General features: G+C 46.1%; 16 protein-coding genes and 1 other RNA gene. 4 read left to right on the plus strand and 13 right to left on the minus strand.

Annotation, left to right across the window (positions count from 1 at the left end):
* Nucleotides 1-18: 18 nt before the first annotated feature.
* The 11 genes from murG to rsmI form a co-directional block, all read right to left on the minus strand.
* On the minus strand, nt 19-1,086 hold the full coding sequence (gene murG, locus R7P69_RS14345) for an undecaprenyldiphospho-muramoylpentapeptide beta-N-acetylglucosaminyltransferase (protein ID WP_054578501.1): 1,068 nt from the start codon (nt 1,084-1,086) through the stop codon (nt 19-21).
* Nucleotides 1,073-2,269: a cell division protein FtsW gene (ftsW, locus tag R7P69_RS14350; RefSeq protein WP_005372933.1), complete on the minus strand. Its 1,197-nt coding sequence runs from the start codon at nt 2,267-2,269 to the stop codon at nt 1,073-1,075. Before ftsW ends, murG begins: the two co-directional genes overlap by 14 nt.
* Before the next feature lie 18 nt (nt 2,270-2,287).
* Nucleotides 2,288-3,601 carry a UDP-N-acetylmuramoyl-L-alanine--D-glutamate ligase gene (gene murD, locus R7P69_RS14355; RefSeq protein ID WP_213889073.1) on the minus strand — a complete coding sequence of 438 codons (1,314 nt, stop codon included), beginning with the start codon at nt 3,599-3,601 and terminating at the stop codon, nt 2,288-2,290.
* A 39-nt stretch (nt 3,602-3,640) separates the two neighbouring features.
* The gene (mraY, locus tag R7P69_RS14360; RefSeq protein WP_005372931.1) at nt 3,641-4,723 is read right to left on the minus strand and encodes a phospho-N-acetylmuramoyl-pentapeptide-transferase; all 1,083 of its coding nucleotides are present in this window, start codon (nt 4,721-4,723) and stop codon (nt 3,641-3,643) included.
* Complete coding sequence (locus R7P69_RS14365) at nt 4,723-6,087, minus strand: UDP-N-acetylmuramoyl-tripeptide--D-alanyl-D-alanine ligase (protein WP_238952204.1); 1,365 nt, start codon at nt 6,085-6,087, stop codon at nt 4,723-4,725. The genes mraY and R7P69_RS14365 overlap by 1 nt, the downstream gene beginning before the upstream one ends.
* A complete protein-coding gene (murE, locus tag R7P69_RS14370) occupies nt 6,084-7,565 on the minus strand; it encodes a UDP-N-acetylmuramoyl-L-alanyl-D-glutamate--2,6-diaminopimelate ligase (protein WP_213889075.1) in 1,482 nt (493 codons plus the stop codon). The genes R7P69_RS14365 and murE overlap by 4 nt, the downstream gene beginning before the upstream one ends.
* Nucleotides 7,566-7,627: 62 nt before the next feature.
* Nucleotides 7,628-9,421, minus strand: coding sequence for a penicillin-binding transpeptidase domain-containing protein (locus R7P69_RS14375; RefSeq protein ID WP_005372922.1), 1,794 nt, complete (start codon nt 9,419-9,421; stop codon nt 7,628-7,630).
* The gene (gene ftsL / locus R7P69_RS14380; RefSeq protein ID WP_005372920.1) at nt 9,418-9,735 is read right to left on the minus strand and encodes a cell division protein FtsL; all 318 of its coding nucleotides are present in this window, start codon (nt 9,733-9,735) and stop codon (nt 9,418-9,420) included. The genes R7P69_RS14375 and ftsL overlap by 4 nt, the downstream gene beginning before the upstream one ends.
* 5 nt (nt 9,736-9,740) lie before the next feature.
* A complete protein-coding gene (gene rsmH / locus R7P69_RS14385) occupies nt 9,741-10,691 on the minus strand; it encodes a 16S rRNA (cytosine(1402)-N(4))-methyltransferase RsmH (protein WP_005372918.1) in 951 nt (316 codons plus the stop codon).
* Nucleotides 10,692-10,866: 175 nt separating this feature from the next.
* An RNA gene (gene rnpB / locus R7P69_RS14390) (RNase P RNA component class A) lies at nt 10,867-11,297 on the minus strand.
* A 167-nt stretch (nt 11,298-11,464) separates the two neighbouring features.
* Nucleotides 11,465-12,328, minus strand: a complete 864-nt coding sequence (gene rsmI / locus R7P69_RS14395; RefSeq protein WP_005372907.1) for a 16S rRNA (cytidine(1402)-2'-O)-methyltransferase — start codon at nt 12,326-12,328, stop codon at nt 11,465-11,467.
* A 68-nt stretch (nt 12,329-12,396) separates the two neighbouring features.
* Here rsmI and R7P69_RS14400 point away from each other — a divergent pair, with 68 nt between their 5' ends.
* The 4 genes from R7P69_RS14400 to R7P69_RS14415 are packed head-to-tail and all read left to right on the plus strand — an operon-like array spanning nt 12,397 to nt 15,847.
* On the plus strand, nt 12,397-14,208 hold the full coding sequence (locus tag R7P69_RS14400) for a penicillin-binding protein activator (RefSeq protein WP_005372905.1): 1,812 nt from the start codon (nt 12,397-12,399) through the stop codon (nt 14,206-14,208).
* On the plus strand, nt 14,195-14,563 hold the full coding sequence (locus R7P69_RS14405; RefSeq protein ID WP_238952203.1) for a YraN family protein: 369 nt from the start codon (nt 14,195-14,197) through the stop codon (nt 14,561-14,563). Before R7P69_RS14400 ends, R7P69_RS14405 begins: the two co-directional genes overlap by 14 nt.
* A gap of 3 nt (nt 14,564-14,566) precedes the next feature.
* Nucleotides 14,567-15,157: a phosphoheptose isomerase gene (locus tag R7P69_RS14410; RefSeq protein ID WP_005372901.1), complete on the plus strand. Its 591-nt coding sequence runs from the start codon at nt 14,567-14,569 to the stop codon at nt 15,155-15,157.
* 21 nt (nt 15,158-15,178) lie between these two features.
* Complete coding sequence (locus tag R7P69_RS14415) at nt 15,179-15,847, plus strand: BON domain-containing protein (protein WP_017633609.1); 669 nt, start codon at nt 15,179-15,181, stop codon at nt 15,845-15,847.
* Nucleotides 15,848-15,918: 71 nt separating this feature from the next.
* On the opposite strand, the gene sspB is transcribed toward R7P69_RS14415, so the two are convergent.
* Complete coding sequence (gene sspB / locus R7P69_RS14420; protein ID WP_005372898.1) at nt 15,919-16,404, minus strand: ClpXP protease specificity-enhancing factor; 486 nt, start codon at nt 16,402-16,404, stop codon at nt 15,919-15,921.
* Nucleotides 16,405-16,421: 17 nt separating this feature from the next.
* Nucleotides 16,422-17,057: a stringent starvation protein SspA gene (gene sspA, locus R7P69_RS14425; protein WP_005372897.1), complete on the minus strand. Its 636-nt coding sequence runs from the start codon at nt 17,055-17,057 to the stop codon at nt 16,422-16,424.
* Between the last annotated feature and the right edge of the window lie 75 nt (nt 17,058-17,132).

Consider the following 17,132-nt stretch of genomic DNA (forward strand, 5'->3'; position numbering starts at 1 on the left):
CTATTCTCAATAATTCGGTTAACGCTTTTCGGTCAAAGCGACAATGGCTTGTGCGACAACTCGGTCAGCATTCAATTTTGCAGCGCCACGCGCTTGCTCAGCCATTGTAAGTAAAGCTTGGCGATCCAATTGTTGGATCTGCTGAGTCAGAGACTCAACGGTTAAATCTGGTTGTTCAATCATTTTCGCCGCGCCGCAATCCACCAAGTGGTCTGCATTAAGTGCTTGCTGGCGGTCTTTGTGCATGAATGGAACAAAAATAGCGCCTACACCTGCCGCCGAGACTTCAGAAACGGTTAACGCTCCAGAGCGACAAACTAAAAGGTCAGCCCATGCGTAAGCTTCTGCAACGTCATCAATGAATTCCATTACTTCTGCATTTACCAGACCTTTAGCTTGGTATGCTGCATTCACTTCTTCGGCAGCACCTTTGCCCGCTTGATGACGAATACAGTAATCTTCGCCCAATTTCGACATCACGTCTGGCAGAGTTTGGTTAAGAATACGTGCGCCTTGGCTGCCACCCATCACCAAAATGCGAATTGGACCTTGGCGCTCTTGCATGCGCTCAGTTGGCGCTGCTAATTGAGTCACGTCTTCACGAACTGGGTTCCCAACCACTTCGGCATTTGGAAAAGCGCCTGGGAAAGCCTGAAAAACCTTCTTAGCGATTTTCGATAACCATTGGTTCGTTAAACCTGCTACTGCATTTTGTTCATGCAGAACAACAGGAATGCCACTCATCCAAGCGGCAATACCGCCCGGGCCGCTAACATAACCGCCCATACCAAGCACTGCGTCTGGCTGCCAGCGTTTCATGTGAGCACGAGCCTGCATAATGGCATTGATAATTTGAAATGGTGCTGCAAGAAGACGTTTAACGCCTTGACCTCGTAACCCTTTCACTTTGATAAAGTCGATTTCAATGCCATGTTTTGGCACCAAATCCGCTTCCATTCGATCCGCCGTACCTAACCAACGGATCTCCCAACCTTGCTCTTGAAGCTGTTTTGCTACCGCCAAACCTGGGAATACGTGACCGCCAGTACCACCAGCCATCACCATCAAACGTTTATTTTGTTTCATTAGCTTGTTGTTCTGATTGTTGTTGCTCGCGTTTCAAGCGGCATTCGTAATCGATACGCAGTAGTATGGACACTGCGACGGACATAATTATTAGACTAGAACCACCATAACTGATGAGTGGAAGTGTTAAACCTTTAGTTGGAACAATACCGGCGGCAGCTCCAACATTAACCAAGGTTTGAAACGCAAACCAAATACCAATTCCGAAAGCCAGATAACCTCCGAACATTTCGCCTTCTTCAAATGCACGCTTGCCGATGTAAACCGCTTTTAGCACCAAGCTAAAAATCAGCATTAAGACCAGCACTACGCCTACGAAACCAAGCTCTTCAGCAAGTACGGCAAACACAAAGTCGGTATGCGCTTCCGGTAGATATTCCAGTTTTTGAATTGAATTACCGAGACCTTGTCCGAACCATTCACCACGACCAAACGCCATCAAAGACTGAGTCAACTGATAGCCACTGCCAAATGGATCTTCCCACGGGTCAAGGAAGGAGGTTACTCGTCGCATACGGTATGGCTCGACGAGAATCAAACCTACTACAGCGCCGATACCTGCCACCATCAAGGCGAGAAACTGGGTTAGTTTTGCACCTGCGATAAAAAGCATGCCAAACAGCGTGACCAGCATCACGACGACCGTCCCCAAGTCTGGCTGACCAAGTAGTAATACTGCAAAGAAGGCAAACACCATGATTGGCTTCATAAAGCCACCAAAGAACGTTTGTCGTACTTCGTCTTGCTTTCGAACTAAGTAACCAGACATGAAGATAAACAGCGATAGCTTCGCGACTTCCGCTGGCTGAAGGTTAAACAGCCCAAGGGGAATCCAACGAGACGCACCATTAACCGACTTACCCGCCAAGAGCACGATGATCAACAGTGCGAAAGAAGCCCAAAGTAAGTAATGGCTCTTCTTAAACCACTCTTGCAAAGGCACTTGCAAAATAACAGCGGAGGTCCCTAACGCCAGCACGAGAAACGTCGCATGACGAAACATAAAGTGGAACGGCTGTTCCGTTAATCGAGAGCTGATTGGAAATGATGCAGAGGTTACCATGACCAAACCAGTCAACATCAAACCCAGTGCAATCCACACTAACTGACGATCAAACATCGCCTCTGGGGCTGGATGCTTGAGCCAATTGCCAATACTGCGTTTAACGTTACCTAAACCCACGAAGTGTGTAACCTTTAATTATGCATATTTCTGAGCAAGAGCAGCGAAAGCATCACCTCTTGCCATAAAGTTGTCGAATTGATCAAAGCTAGCACATGCAGGAGACAGCATCACCATATCACCTGGTTTTAACTGCGAAGATACTTGTTGAATCACATCTTCCATAGTGTCGAAACGTATTGCAGATTCATGCAGTGGCATAAATTCATCGCCATCAGCGCCAAAGCAACACAGTTGCAAGTTAAGCGTCGCGAAGATCGGTTTTAATGGCGAGAAGTCAGCACCTTTGCCAACACCACCAACGAGTAAGTAGAGCTTGCCTGTCGATTCCAAACCAGATAGCGCAGCCATAGTGCTGGCAATATTAGTTGCTTTAGAGTCATTCACCCATTTGACGCCTTGATTATCCGCAACCACCTGGCATCGGTGTGTCAGTCCCGTGTAATTTTTAAGTGCATTCAATGCTTTGTGATAGTTTACGTCCGCAGCTTTTAATAGCGCTAAAACAACCAGAGCGTTAGATAAGTTGTGCTTACCAACCAACTTAAGCTCATCACTTGCGACAACTCGTTGACCGTGATCGAGCAGCCAAGTACGGTTGCCATCCACCTCGAGACCAAAGTCCTGATTGTCGCTGCCAAATGTCACCAATGGCATCTCTGCGTCTGGGAAGGTGTCTTGATCATCACGGTTCACGACCGCAAGAGCAGCATGGTTAAAAATACGCAACTTGGCTTGTCGATAGTCAGACATGCCTTGATAACGATCCATATGATCTTCAGAAAGATTCAGAAACGCAGCGGCTTTAAGCTTTAAGCTTGACGTCGTTTCTAACTGGAAGCTCGAGAGTTCGAGTACATATAGGTCTGCGTCTTGTTCTAACAAATCCAGAGCAGGCACACCGATGTTACCACCAACGCCAACATCCAAACCTGCAGCCTTAGCCATCACACCTGTGAGGTCGGTTACTGTGCTCTTACCGTTTGAGCCCGTAATCGCAATCACCGGTTTCTGCACCGCCCAAGCGAATAACTCGATATCACCTACTACTGCCGTACCTTTTGCTAATACGGCTTGGATCTCTGGTGTCGCTAGCGCAATACCAGGGTTGGTCACGATAAGATCCGCGTCAGAAAGCCAGTCTGTATTCCAACCACCACTATGCAGTTTAACACTTTCCGGCAAGCGCTCTGCACCTGGAGGGTTTACACGAGTATCAATGACTTTGACCACAAGTTGTGGCTGATTTTTTCTTAGGTGTTTAACGACAGAGAGCCCGGTAATACCGAGCCCTACGACGACAACACTATGTATGTTTTGCCAACGTTCCATATTTGATCACACTGTAAATCTTATTCTTGGAAAGTGCGATTAACGCACTTTCAATGTCGCAAGACCAATCAGAACAAGAACCATAGAAATAATCCAGAAGCGCACGATTACGCGAGGTTCTGGCCAACCTTTCAATTCGTAGTGGTGGTGAATTGGTGCCATACGGAAAATGCGCTGACCACGTAATTTGTAAGAACCTACCTGCAGGATGACTGATAGCGTTTCCATTACAAATACGCCACCCATGATCACTAACACCAACTCTTGACGAACTAGAACAGCAATGGTGCCCAATGCACCGCCAAGCGCTAGTGAACCTACATCGCCCATGAACACTTGTGCTGGGTAAGTGTTAAACCACAAGAAACCAAGGCCTGCACCTACGATTGCTGTACATACGACAACTAACTCAGAAGCATGCGGTAAGTATGGTATATGAAGGTATTCAGAGAAGTTAACGTTACCGGTCGCCCATGCAATAACCGCGAAGCCTGCTGCAACAAGAACCGTTGGCATGATTGCCAAACCGTCTAGACCATCAGTCAGGTTAACCGCGTTACTTGTACCTACAATGACAAAGTAAGTCAGAATGATATACATCAAACCAAGTTGCGGCATGATGTCTTTAAAAAATGGCACCACGAGCTGAGTGGCTGCAGTGTCTTTACCGTAAGCGTACAATGCAAAAGCCACGACAAACGCGATCAACGATTGCCAGAAGTACTTCCAACGCGCGATCAAACCATCGGTATTTTTTCGCACCACTTTACGATAATCATCAACAAATCCGACTGCACCGTAGCCAAGCAAGACCGTCAATACCGCCCATACATATGGGTTGGATAAGTCTGTCCATAGCAAAATCGTGATTGAGATGGCCGCTAAGATCATGATACCGCCCATAGTTGGAGTACCACGCTTACTAAAGTGAGATTCAGGACCTTCGTTACGTACTACCTGACCAATTTGCAGCATTTGCAAACGCTTGATCATGATTGGTCCCATCCATAATGACAGACCTAGAGCGGTTAATACGCTTAGGATTGCTCGAAAAGACAAGTATTCAAACAATCGGAAAAAAGACAGGTATGGCTGTAGCAGCTCGGCAAGCCAAATAATCATTAATAATACTCCTTCAAAGCAGCAGCGACTTCAAACATACGTGCACCGTTCGCTCCTTTCACCAACATCGTATGGCTTTCAGGAACGGCTTGGTCTAGATGCTGCTTGATGTATTCAATTATCTCTTGGTGCGTCTCAAAATGAATGCCTTGGCAAAGATCACTGATCACCTTGGCGTCTGCACCATATGTGAGAACATGTTCAAATTTTTGTGGGGCAGCATGTTCCCCGACTTGACGATGAAGTGCAAGACTTTCCTCGCCCAATTCCGCCATATTACCTAAAATCAGCCAGCGTTGACCTGGGAAAGCGGCCAATAAATCAACTGCCGCTTTCATGGCTGGCACGCTCGCGTTGTAGCTGTCGTCAATCAATTTTATCTTTTCGCTCAGCGCTTCAACCTCGACGCGACCTTTCACTTTGTTCAAATGTTTAAGGCCAGCGCGAACCTCTTCTAATGTGGCGCCCATTTGTAACGCAATAATAGAAGCAGCGATCGCATTCGCAACGTTGTGTTGACCTATAATACCCAGAGACAGTTCAATTTCTTGTGAGCTTGCTGCGATATGTAAGTCAAAGCTTGCTTCACCTGCGGCGTTCAATACGATGTTAGAAGCGAAGAAGTCTGCATCAGTATTACTTTGTGAAAAAGTAATGACTTTCTTATCTGCTAACACTTCATCCCACTTGGCTTCACCATTGCTGTCTAGGTTAACAATCGCAATACCACCAGCTGAAAGGCCTTGGTAGATTTCACCTTTGGCTTGTTTCACGCCATCGATAGAACCAAAGCCTTCAAGGTGAGCGGCGGCTACATTGTTCACTAACGCGATATCTGGTTTTACTAACTGAGTCGTGTAAGCAATTTCACCTATATGATTAGCACCAAGCTCAATCACGGCATAATCATCATCCTGCTGTGAGCGCAATAATGTCAACGGAACACCAATATCATTATTGAAGTTACCCGCCGTGAATAACACTTGGCCTTTCAATTGCAGGATACTCGCAACCATTTCTTTTACGGTCGTTTTACCGCAACTTCCGGTGATGGCAACGGTAGGTGTTTTGCATGCTTGATGCACCCAAGAAGCAAACTCACCCAATGCAAGTTTGGTATCCGACACCACAATTTGCGGCACATTCACATCTAAGCGTTTTTCTACGAGTAAAGCACCGGCACCTGCATCTACCGCTTGTTGGCAAAAGTTGTGCGCATCAAAGCGCTCCCCAACTAACGCGACGAATAAAGCCCCACGCTCAATCGTTCGTGTATCAGTAGAAACCGCGTCGATAAGTAGCTCGTCGCCGAATCGCTCACCACGAGTGATGTCTGCAATTTGAGATAACGTTACTTTGATCATGAGGTCAATCCTAAAAGTTGCATTGCGGACTCGCGGTCGGAGTAATGAATCGTTTCGCCATTACGAATCTGATAATCTTCATGGCCCTTTCCAGCTAACAAGATAATGTCGTTTGGCGAAGCATTTTCAATGGCATAAGACAGCGCTTTGAAGCGGTCATGCTGAACAATCGCTTCAGCAGGTTTTGACAGCCCAGCTAACATATCTTTCACAATCTGAACCGGATCTTCGCTGCGTGGGTTATCGTCAGTCAACACCACTCTGTCGCCCAGACGCTCTGCAATTTCCGCCATCATTGGACGCTTACCTGCATCGCGATCGCCACCGCAGCCAAAAATAGCCCACAGCTGGCCTTCACAATGAACTCGTAAAGCTTGCAGCGCTTTTTCTAAAGCATCAGGAGTATGAGCATAATCGACCACGACTTTGGCACGATCCTCAGTTTGGAATAACTCCATTCGGCCGAGTACGGGTTGCAGTTGACCTGCAGTTTCGAGTAACGCTTGTTTCTCTTTACCTAAGCTTAATAAGGTCGCAAAAGCGAGCATTAAGTTGGTTGCATTAAACTCACCAATCAATGGCGCGTGCAATTCACCTGAGCCAAATTTACCATCGAACTTAATAGTAATCCCTGACTCCGCGTAACTGACTTCCGTCGCCCAAACTGCGCTTTCAAATTCAGTGTTCGGCTTGAGCGAAACAGCGACCGCATTACTTAACTGCGACGCCCATTGATGACCTACTTCATCATCAGCATTGATAATGGCACGTTCACATTGGTGTTGCGTGAACAACCCAAGCTTTGCATTGGCATACTCTTCCATCGTGCCATGATAATCTAAGTGGTCACGACTTAAGTTAGTAAACACGCCCGCCGCAAATGATAGTGCTTTGACACGACCTTGCGTCAGGCCATGGGAAGATACTTCTAGCGCGGTGTATGTGGCTTGTTGATTTGCGAGAGAGGAGAGCGTTTTCTGAATTTCAACGGCATTCCCCGTTGTATTCGCAGCTTGTTGCAAGTTATTGAGGAAGCCATTTCCTGTTGTTCCCATTACCGCCGCTTTATGGTCAAGCAGTTCTAGCCATTGCGCTATTAACTGGGTAATGGTGGTTTTGCCGTTGGTGCCGGTGACACCAATCAAATCCATATTAGGGTAAGCATAGAGCTTTCCAGCAATTGCGGATAAACGTTGGTCCAACCTATCGATGTAAATGACGGGAACATCATCAATGATTTCCACCGTACCATGTGTTTTGACATCGCAGGCTTGCGCCAGGGCTGCATTTGCACCTTGCTCAATTGCAGAGGCAATGAATTTACGCCCATCCACAACATGGCCAATCACTGCTACAAACGTGGTTCCAGGTTGAACTCTTCGGCTGTCGAGCTCCAATTCAGAAACAAGAACGGACGATAAGCTAGGGCAATCCACCCAAGGGGAAAGCAGCACGTCCATACTGATGGCTTTAGTCATATTTGTTCTCCGAGCTTTGGCTCAGGTTTTCTTAATTTTGTTTGCTCAGTAAACCACAGGGCTTACTGTTGGAATTTGTTTTCGTCAGGTGCAACATTGAGTATTTGTAGCGCGCCTTTCATGATTTCAGAGAAAACAGGAGACGCTACCGAACCACCATAGTAGTCATCACCTTGAGGCTCGTTTACGATCACTACTAAAGCAATTCGCGGATCGCTAACCGGAGCAAGCCCAGCCGTGTAGGTGATGTACTCGTCGCTGTACCCACCGGCAGAAGCTTTACGTGATGTACCCGTTTTCGCTCCCACTCGATAACCAGGAACTGCCGCTCTGCGAGCCGAGCCCCCTTTTTGAGTTACGGTTTCCAACATGTCTAATACTTGACGCGCATACTTCGCACTCACCACTTGACGTGACATGTCATGATCATTGCTTTCGATAATATGAATAGGCTCGTATTTGCCAAGGTTTCCAAGCGTCGCATAAGCATGGGCTAGCTGGATTGGTGTAATTGATAGACCATAACCAAACGCAATCGTGGCGCGCTCAATTGGCGACCAACGAGTTCGTGTAGGAAAAATACCCGTCACTTCCCCAACTAGGTTTAGGCCAGAAAGCTCACCAAAACCCACTGAACTGTACAGCCCAAGAAGCGCCTCTACCGGCATTTGCATTGCTAGCTTCGTCACACCGATATTACTCGACTTTTTAAGGATCGTGGTCAAGCTCGCTTTGCCTACGCGAGAGACATCTCTGACTCGACTACCACCTAAACGTAGGACACCATTACCGGTATCTACGATGGTATCTTTATCGGCTATCCCATTTTCTAAGGCGGCTAAAATAACGAAAGGCTTAATGGTCGAACCGGGCTCCATTGAGTCCGTGATCACTCGGTTACGCATTTGATAGCTTTGCCAATCGCTACGATTATTAGGGTTGTAAGAAGGAGCATTAACCATGGCCAATACGGCGCCCGTTTTTACATCCAACATGACAACGGAACCTGAAGTGGCGCGGTGGTCCGCAACGGCTTGCTTAATCGCACGATACGCAATCGCCTGTAGGCGCTGATCGATGGTTAACTGAAGTGATTTACCTTCTTGCTTGTCTTGCCAAGCAATGTTTTCCACAACACGACCATAACGGTCTTTACGAATAGTTTTCTTACCCGCCGCGCCAGTGAGCCACTCATCGTAGCTACGCTCCACACCTTCTAGGCCATGCCCGTCAATGCCTGTTACACCGACTAAGTGAGCACTAACCTCACCTGCAGGATAATAACGACGAGATTCCGACTTAAGGCCAACACCTGGCAGCTTTAGCTCACGAATATAGTTCGCCATGGCCGGACTGACCTGGCGCTGCAAGTAGATAAAGCGACGTTTTTCATTGCGCTTAATTTTGTCTATTAACCCTTGTCGGTCAATACCAAGAACATCCGCTAATGCATGCCAACTTTTGGTCTGGCTTAACGCGTTTTCTTTAAATATAGTGGCAGGATCTGCCCAAACCGCCTCAACCGGTACACTGACAGCAAGCGGCTCACCATTTCGATCCGAAATAATACCGCGAGCAGAAGGAATGGATTTAACACGAACCGAACGTAGGTCACCTTGTTTAATCAGGTTATCTGGCTCAATGATTTGGATGTAGGCTACGCGTGCCACCAAAAGGGCAAATGCACAAAAAACAAAAAACAGTAATAGATGGAAGCGCCAACGAATCAAGAAAGATTCTTCGACCGCCACTTTCACTGCTTTATTATCGTTTTTCTTATCCCCCGTAGCCGCTTTCTCTTTTGCTACAGGTTTACGCTTATTGGCTTGTTTCGTGTTGGATTTTTTTCTAATCATTTGAGCGTGACAACCACTTCTTTATCGCCATCAGGTCGTTTCATTTCAAGTTCTTTTTTGGCAAGGTCTTGAACACGACTGTGTTCCGCGAGGGCAGTTTCTTCCAACATTAAGTTGCGCCATTCGCTATCTAATCGTTCTCGTTCAACCAACGTATGGTCTTTCTCGGTGATCGCTTGACGCGCATGGTGGGTAGCAAATACCACTCCCATTGCCGATGCCACGATCAATAGCAACAACAGTAATGGCCAGCGACCAACAGTGAGGAGATCTGTTGCAATCAACTTAGCAAGATTAGGAGTGGATTTCGTCATAATAATTAAAGCTTTTCCGCAATTCTTAACACAGAGCTGCGCGAGCGAGGGTTCATTTCAATTTCTTGTTTGCTTGGCTTAATCGCTTTGCTCACCGCTTTCATATTCGCACTACCAAGAGCACGAATTTGCTCTTCCGTCATTGGAATACCGTGTGGCACTTCAGGCCCTTTGCTCTCTTTACGGATAAAACGTTTGACCATACGGTCTTCCAGAGAGTGAAAGCTAATCACAGATAAACGGCCTTCAGGAGCCAGAATGCTCGCCGCGCCTTTAAGTGCCGTATCAATTTCTTCTAACTCACTGTTGATGTAAATACGAAAAGCCTGGAAAGCACGAGTCGCAGGGTGTTTTTTCTCTTTAAAACTTTTCGGTGCGGCATCTGAAATCAATTTTGCCAGCTGACCAGTGCGAACCATTGGCTCATTTTCTTCATCTTCACGGTAGGCAACAATCGCTTTTGCAATACGGCGCGCATGTTTATCTTCCCCAAACTCGCGAATGACCCAAGTGATATCATCGAGGTCTGCTTCCATCAACCATTGAGATACTGGAACACCTGATGTCGGGTCCATACGCATATCTAGCGGACCGTCTTTCATAAAGCTAAAGCCACGCTCTGCGTCGTCTAACTGAGGAGAAGAAACGCCTAAATCCAGCAGAACACCATCCACTTTTCCAACTAGCCCATACTCTTCAGCATACTCAGCAATACCAGAAAATGGACCATGAATAATGGTGAAGCGAGGGTCATTGATTTTGCCTGCCTCAGCGATCGCTTGAGGGTCACGGTCGATACTGTACAGTCGGCCATTTTCACCGAGTTTAGATAGAATTGTCCGGCTGTGACCGCCACGGCCAAATGTTCCATCAATATAGACGCCGTCTGGTTTGATAGCTAAGCCATCAATGGATTCATTTAATAACACGGAAATATGTTGGAAGGTTTCGGTCATAGCTTTCTCGTTGAATGATCTTGAAGCGATTCTTTAGTGTACTGATTTCCTACATCATCGCCACCACAAGTCTAAAGTTAGACGTGATTTACGCCAAGTTTATTGGTAATGACATAGTTTGCGTCAATTAAATGCAAAAAACCCATCACTACCGAAGTAGAGATGGGTCTCGAATAGGTGGAGCCGACACATAAGCCGGGTTCTGTTCCGCTTGCGCGGCGGTAGCCATTCGTCTAGGCCAGCAATCACTCACTGGCTCGAGCAACCTACCCGCCTCCTTACGCGAGCAACGCAATGTGGAGGCCTATTTGGTCTTGCTTCAGGTGGAGTTTACCCTGCTACGAACTATTGCTAGTCGTCCGGTGCGCTCTTACCGCACCCTTTCACCCTTACCTGTACCCTTACGGGCCATCGGCGGTCTTCTCTCTGCTGCACTTGTCGTAGGCTTGCGCCCCCCAGGCGTTACCTGGCACCTTGCTCTATGAAGCCCGGACTTTCCTCCCCTTTGTCAGTCTCCCGAAGGACGTCAACGTCAGTCTCCCAAAGGGACTTCGACGTCAGTCTCCCGAAGGACATCAACAAAGCAGCGACTACCCAGTCAGCTCCGAGGGCGGATTGTATAGAGTTCTCACTTCAGAGTCTAGTTAGATCACAGATATGATGAAATGAATGCACTAAGTGATGACTTTTTAGTCAACGTGCCAAAAATAGATAATAAAAAGGCCGATGCCTAAACATCAGCCCTCATTGACCATTTATCTCGCTAGTGGCACTTAGTCTAAGTTTTCTAAGCCCCATTTATATAACGCATTCTTCTTCAAGTTATGTATTTCTGCCACCAAAGCAGCTGCTTTTTTCAAAGGCAGCTCTTTGGTCAAAATGCCTAACGTGCGTAAAGCATCTTCAGGTAGTGAGTCGTCTGTTGTTTCACGATGGCCATGTACCAACAATACCATTTCACCACGCTGTTGGTTATCGTCACTTTTCACCCATTCAATCAGCTCACCTAACGGCATGCCTTGAATGGTTTCAAAGGTTTTTGTTAGCTCTCTTGCCAACACAACTTCTCTATCTGGGCCAAGAACGTCTAACATGTCTTGTAGAGAGTCTAAAATACGGTGCGGTGACTCGTAAAAAATACACGTACGCTCTACCGAAGCAATCTCTAGGAATTTATCCTTACGACCTTTGCTTTTCGGTGGTAAAAAACCTTCGAAGCTAAAGCGATCCGATGGCAAGCCAGAGGCACTTAACGCCGTAATGACCGCACAAGCACCTGGAAGAGGCACAACTCTAACGCCCGCTTGACGACATTTTGTCACCAAATGGTATCCTGGGTCGCTGATAAGTGGCGTACCAGCGTCAGAAACTAATGCGATAGACTGACCGGAAAGCAGCTTTTCTACCAAAACTTGTGCTTTTTGCTGCTCATTGTGGTCATGTAGAGCAAAAGTTTTGGTTTGAATATTGAAGTGAGACAGTAATTTGCCCGTATGTCGAGTATCCTCAGCGGCAATGATGTCCACAGTCGACAGAATTTCGATAGCACGTTGGGTGATATCCGCTAAATTTCCGATTGGAGTCGGTACGATATAGAGAGTTGGCCCCTCATTCGGCAACTTATTTTTATCTGTCATTTGTTTACCATCACTTCAACGATTAATATAGAGACAATTTTGTACAAAATTATAGAGAACTCACGGCAATGATTAACCATAAGAGACTCAGTGTACCACGCATACTTACTCCTGTTGCACTAGCAATTACGCTCGCCGCCTGTTCTTCAGGTCCAAGACAGCCTGATGGCGTTGATGTAACACTTGAGCCTACTCAGTCTGTTCAGAACTATATGATCCAAGCTGATAGCACGGAAGGCAGTTTACAAAATGACTGGTTGATCATGGCAACCAAAGCCGCGATTCAAGCAAACCAGTTTGATCAAGCAGAAATGTTGATCAAGCGCCTGGCTCGTCAACAGTTAACCGAAGTTCAGCAAGCAGAGTGGCAACTAGCGCGTGCGACCATACAGCAAAAACAGGGTAATTACTCTCAGTTGCTGCAATTGTTGAATTTTAAACCTTGGTGGAAGTTGCCAAATGAGCAATGGAAAGACTATTACTTGATGCGTGCCGACGCTTATCAAGGTCTTAACCAAGCGTTTGAGGCAAACCGCCAACTGGTTGCATTTGGCCAATATGCATCGTCCGCGGAGCAGAGAGAGATTTCTAGCCGTATTTGGATGAACTTTGGCAGCTACTCCGAGTACGAACTGACCTCATTAGAAACAGAGCCAAATGAAGATGTTTTGGATGGTTGGCTACAACTCGCTATTTATGCGAAAACGCTGTCGGGCAACTTATCCCAACTAAAAAATACCCTAGAACGCTGGTTAAACGAGAACCCATCGCACCCAGCCGCTATCTACACACCAGAAGAGATTCAAAACATTCTCTCTCTAGACATCGTTAAACCAAACAACACCGCTTTGTTACTGCCGCTTACTGGTAAATTCTCGCCACAAGCGCAATTAATTCGTGATGGTTTTGTGTTTGCGATGATGAATGATCGTAACCGTGATCCAAGCGCTACCCTCACGGTAATAGACACTAATGCGTATAACGCCGACCAAATTAAACAACGTTTGATCAATGAAAACATCGATTTTGTTGTTGGTCCTCTAGAAAAAGAGAACGTTGAGCTATTGCACACAACCATGGATGGCTCAGAAAATGGTCCTACGATTCCAGCCCTTGCGCTAAATATTCCCGAAGATGTGCAACCAGATAGCAATATTTGCTACTTGGCATTATCACCGGAACAAGAAGCCGCACAAGCAGCGAAACACTTGTTCAGCGAAGGCTATAACTTCCCTCTGATTCTGGCACCAAAGGGCAGCTTTGGTGAACGTGTAACTGAAGCGTTCAACAAAGAGTGGCGCAAGTACAGCTCTAATAAAGTCGCAGCAAGTTATTTTGGTGACAAGCGCCAACTTCAAAAAGACATCAATGAAGTATTTGGTCTGCAAGAAAGCAAACAACGTATTGCTCAGATGCAATCACTAATGCGTATCAAGCTTGAAACACAGCCACGTAGCCGTCGTGATGTCGATGCGGTTTATATTGTTGCTAGAAGCACGGAACTGACTTTGATTAAGCCGTTTATTGAGGTAGCGATTAATCCAGACGCCAAAGCGCCACAAATTTTCTCTAGCTCGCGTAGCAACAGTGGCGGCGCGACTTACGAAGATCTAACAGGCATCATCTACAGCGATATTCCATTGCTGATTGACCCAGACCCTAGCGTGACCGCTGAAATGAACGAGTTGTGGTCAGAGCAATCTAACATGGAAAAACGTTTGAAAGCACTGGGTATGGATGCGTATAAATTGATTGGGGAGCTGCCACAAATGAAGGTCGTTCCGGGCTACTCAGTTGGCGGCCAAACCGGTATTTTAAGTATCGACAATAATTGTGTTGTACAGCGTGAGCTAAGCTGGGCTGAGCGTGGGGCTCTTTAGCAAGCGCCAAATCGGAAATCAATATGAAGCTCTGGCGAAGCAGTATTTACAACGCCAGGGCTTAAACTTTATTGAACAAAATTTTCTGACTAAGGTCGGTGAGATTGATTTAATCTTCCAACAAGGTGAAACTATTGTGTTTGTTGAAGTCAAATACCGTAAGAACAATCACTTTGGCTCGGCAGCAGAAATGGTGACGCACGCTAAAATGCGCAAGCTAGTCAAAACCGCACAAGTTTGGCTTAGCCAACAAAAGCGCTTAAAACACAATATCGATTATCGATTTGATGTCATCGCCATTCATGATAATGGTCGAGATATCAACTGGATAGAAAACTCAATCTCTGAAGGATAAGCGATGCTAGACAGCATTAAAGACAGCTTTACAGAAAGTATTCAAATTCAAATCGCAGCAGCAGAGGCGCTGCCTGATGCCATTACTCATGCAGCTCAAGCGATGGTGTCGAGCCTGCTTAATGGCAATAAAATTTTATGTTGTGGTAATGGCGGCAGTGCTTCAAACGCTCAACAATTTGTTTCTTGTCTTTTAAACCGTTTTGAAACTGAGCGCCCTAGCCTACCAGCAATGGCCTTAACCGCCGATAATACCACCCTAACCGCAGTGGCCAACGATTACCACTACCAGGAAATCTTCTCAAAACAGGTACGAGCGTTTGGTCAACCAGGCGACATTTTGCTTGCCATGTCGACTAGCGGTAACAGTAAAAATATTATCAAAGCGATGGAAGCAGCCGTAACTCGAGACATGACGATTATCGCGCTAACAGGAAAAGATGGCGGAGAGATGGCAGGACTGCTCGGTGAGAACGACGTCGAAATTCGTATTCCATCACACCGCACTGCACGTATTCACGAAGTACATATGGTAACACTCCATTGCCTTTGTGATCTTATTGACCAGGTGCTTTTCCCTGCTCACGAAGAGTAACCAAGACTGAGAGTCAGAATTATGATACGTAGCCTTGTTATCTTATTAACAGCATTGAGTTTAAGTGGTTGCGCAGGTTTGTTTATCGCAGGTGCAGCAACCACAGCGAATATTGTCACGGACACACGCACGACAAAACAAATCTGGCAGGACAATAACATTGAATTCGAAGTTGCGGCGATCGGCAATAAAGCACCGTTTAAAGGTGAAGTACGTGTCGTTGCCAGTTCATATAATGGGACTGTAGTCCTTATGGGACAAGCTCCGACACAAGACCTTATCCTTGCTTTAGAGCGAAGGGCTCGAGAAGTTAGTGGTGTAAAAGTCATACACAATCAAATCAAACAAAAAGAGCCACTCACTGTTACCCAGATTAGCAATGACAGCTGGATCACAACCAAAGTAAAGTCAGCTTTGCTTACTGATTCTGAGCTTAATGGTGTTAAGGTTAAAGTGATCACCGAAGATGGCGACGTTTTTCTGTTTGGTTATGTCACGCCAGAGCAAGGCGATCGAGCGACAGAAATCGCGCGTAATATCTCAGGCGTAAAACAAGTCATTAAAGGGTTCCAATACGGCGAAATGGAGCCTGTTGAAGTAGACTTACCGAGTGACGGTGTACAAACAATAGAAAGTGAGGCAAGTACAGAAAGTGAAGAGAACGTCGAAGTCTTTACGATTAGTGAGTAATTTCCAAAGTCTGGCTTGAAATCATCTTCAACAAGTTAAAAAGAAAAAAGCAGCGTTACGCTGCTTTTTTATTATTTAATCACTCTTAAGCTTGGTTTGCCTTTTGGTCGAGGAGCATCGTCCTCTTCGGCATCTGAATCAGAAACTAACTCAGAAGGCTCATCGCTAACCGTTGTGAACGATGGGGATGATTCTTCCTCGGTCATCGCTTCTTCTTCGATGTGAGTGTACGCTTCTTCTGGTTCAAACATAGTACCAGCACCATTCTCACGTGCATAAATAGCTTGAACAGCATACACAGGCACGATCACTGAGTGCGGACGACCGCTAAAGCGAGCATGGAAGGTAATCGCATCATTACCTAACTCAAGATTACCCACTGCACGTGGCGCAATATTCAAAATAATTTGACCATCTTGAATAAATTCAACCGGGACACGCACCCCTGGCATTGTTGCATCCACAACCAAGTGAGGAGTCAAGTCATTGTCTACTAACCACTCGTAAAATGCGCGAAGCATATACGGGCGGCGAGCAGTCATTTTTGCAATATCCATAACGTGTTTTAAATCGCTTAGCGAACTAGGCGCATTTCACGTTCAGCTTCAGTCAAAGAAGCAAGGAACGAATCACGCTCAAATACGCGATTCATGTATACCTTGATTTCTTTTGAACCTGGGCCAACAAGATCGATACCAAGTTGAGGCAAACGCCACAATAGTGGAGCTAGGTAACAATCGATCAAGCTGAATTCTTCGCTCATGAAGTACTCATATTCAGCAAAAATTGGCGCTAACGTCAGAAGATCATTACGCAGCTTTGTGCGTGCTTTTTCTGATTCTTCCGCATTACCTTTCATCACTTTTTCAGCGAGTGAATACCAGTTGCGTTCGATACGGTACATCATCAAGCGGCTGTTGCCACGAGCAACAGGGTAAACCGGCATTAGAGGTGGATGAGGGAAGCGCTCGTCCAAGTACTCCATGATGATTTTTGAATCGTAAAGAGCTAGCTCACGGTCAACAAGAGTTGGCACTGATTTATATGGGTTTAGCTCAACAAGCTCAGCAGGAAGGTTTGCTTCGTCAACAAGCTCAACTTCAACACTTACGCCTTTTTCAGCTAGTACAATGCGAACCTGATGGCTATACAAATCTGATGCACTTGAGAAAAGAGTCATCACAGAACGTTTATTGGCAGCTACAGCCATGGAGCCCTCCAGTACACTTACAAATAAAAACAATGGAGGCTAAGCCTCCATTGTACATCAATTAAAATTGGGAAT

Source organism: Vibrio sp. 661 (assembly GCF_033339315.1).
GTDB lineage: Bacteria > Pseudomonadota > Gammaproteobacteria > Enterobacterales > Vibrionaceae > Vibrio > Vibrio alginolyticus.

Bases quoted from the DNA above. Each gene is read 5' to 3' on its own strand.
- murG (WP_054578501.1), bottom strand. From the start codon at position 1,086: ATGAAACAAAATAAACGTTTGATGGTGATGGCTGGTGGTACTGGCGGT.
- murD (WP_213889073.1), bottom strand. From the start codon at position 3,601: ATGGAACGTTGGCAAAACATACATAGTGTTGTCGTCGTAGGGCTCGGT.
- mraY (WP_005372931.1), bottom strand. From the start codon at position 4,723: ATGATTATTTGGCTTGCCGAGCTGCTACAGCCATACCTGTCTTTTTTC.
- R7P69_RS14365 (WP_238952204.1), bottom strand. From the start codon at position 6,087: ATGATCAAAGTAACGTTATCTCAAATTGCAGACATCACTCGTGGTGAG.
- murE (WP_213889075.1), bottom strand. From the start codon at position 7,565: ATGACTAAAGCCATCAGTATGGACGTGCTGCTTTCCCCTTGGGTGGAT.
- R7P69_RS14375 (WP_005372922.1), bottom strand. From the start codon at position 9,421: ATGATTAGAAAAAAATCCAACACGAAACAAGCCAATAAGCGTAAACCT.
- ftsL (WP_005372920.1), bottom strand. From the start codon at position 9,735: ATGACGAAATCCACTCCTAATCTTGCTAAGTTGATTGCAACAGATCTC.
- rsmH (WP_005372918.1), bottom strand. From the start codon at position 10,691: ATGACCGAAACCTTCCAACATATTTCCGTGTTATTAAATGAATCCATT.
- rsmI (WP_005372907.1), bottom strand. From the start codon at position 12,328: ATGACAGATAAAAATAAGTTGCCGAATGAGGGGCCAACTCTCTATATC.
- R7P69_RS14400 (WP_005372905.1), top strand. From the start codon at position 12,397: ATGATTAACCATAAGAGACTCAGTGTACCACGCATACTTACTCCTGTT.
- R7P69_RS14410 (WP_005372901.1), top strand. From the start codon at position 14,567: ATGCTAGACAGCATTAAAGACAGCTTTACAGAAAGTATTCAAATTCAA.
- R7P69_RS14415 (WP_017633609.1), top strand. From the start codon at position 15,179: ATGATACGTAGCCTTGTTATCTTATTAACAGCATTGAGTTTAAGTGGT.
- sspB (WP_005372898.1), bottom strand. From the start codon at position 16,404: ATGGATATTGCAAAAATGACTGCTCGCCGCCCGTATATGCTTCGCGCA.
- sspA (WP_005372897.1), bottom strand. From the start codon at position 17,057: ATGGCTGTAGCTGCCAATAAACGTTCTGTGATGACTCTTTTCTCAAGT.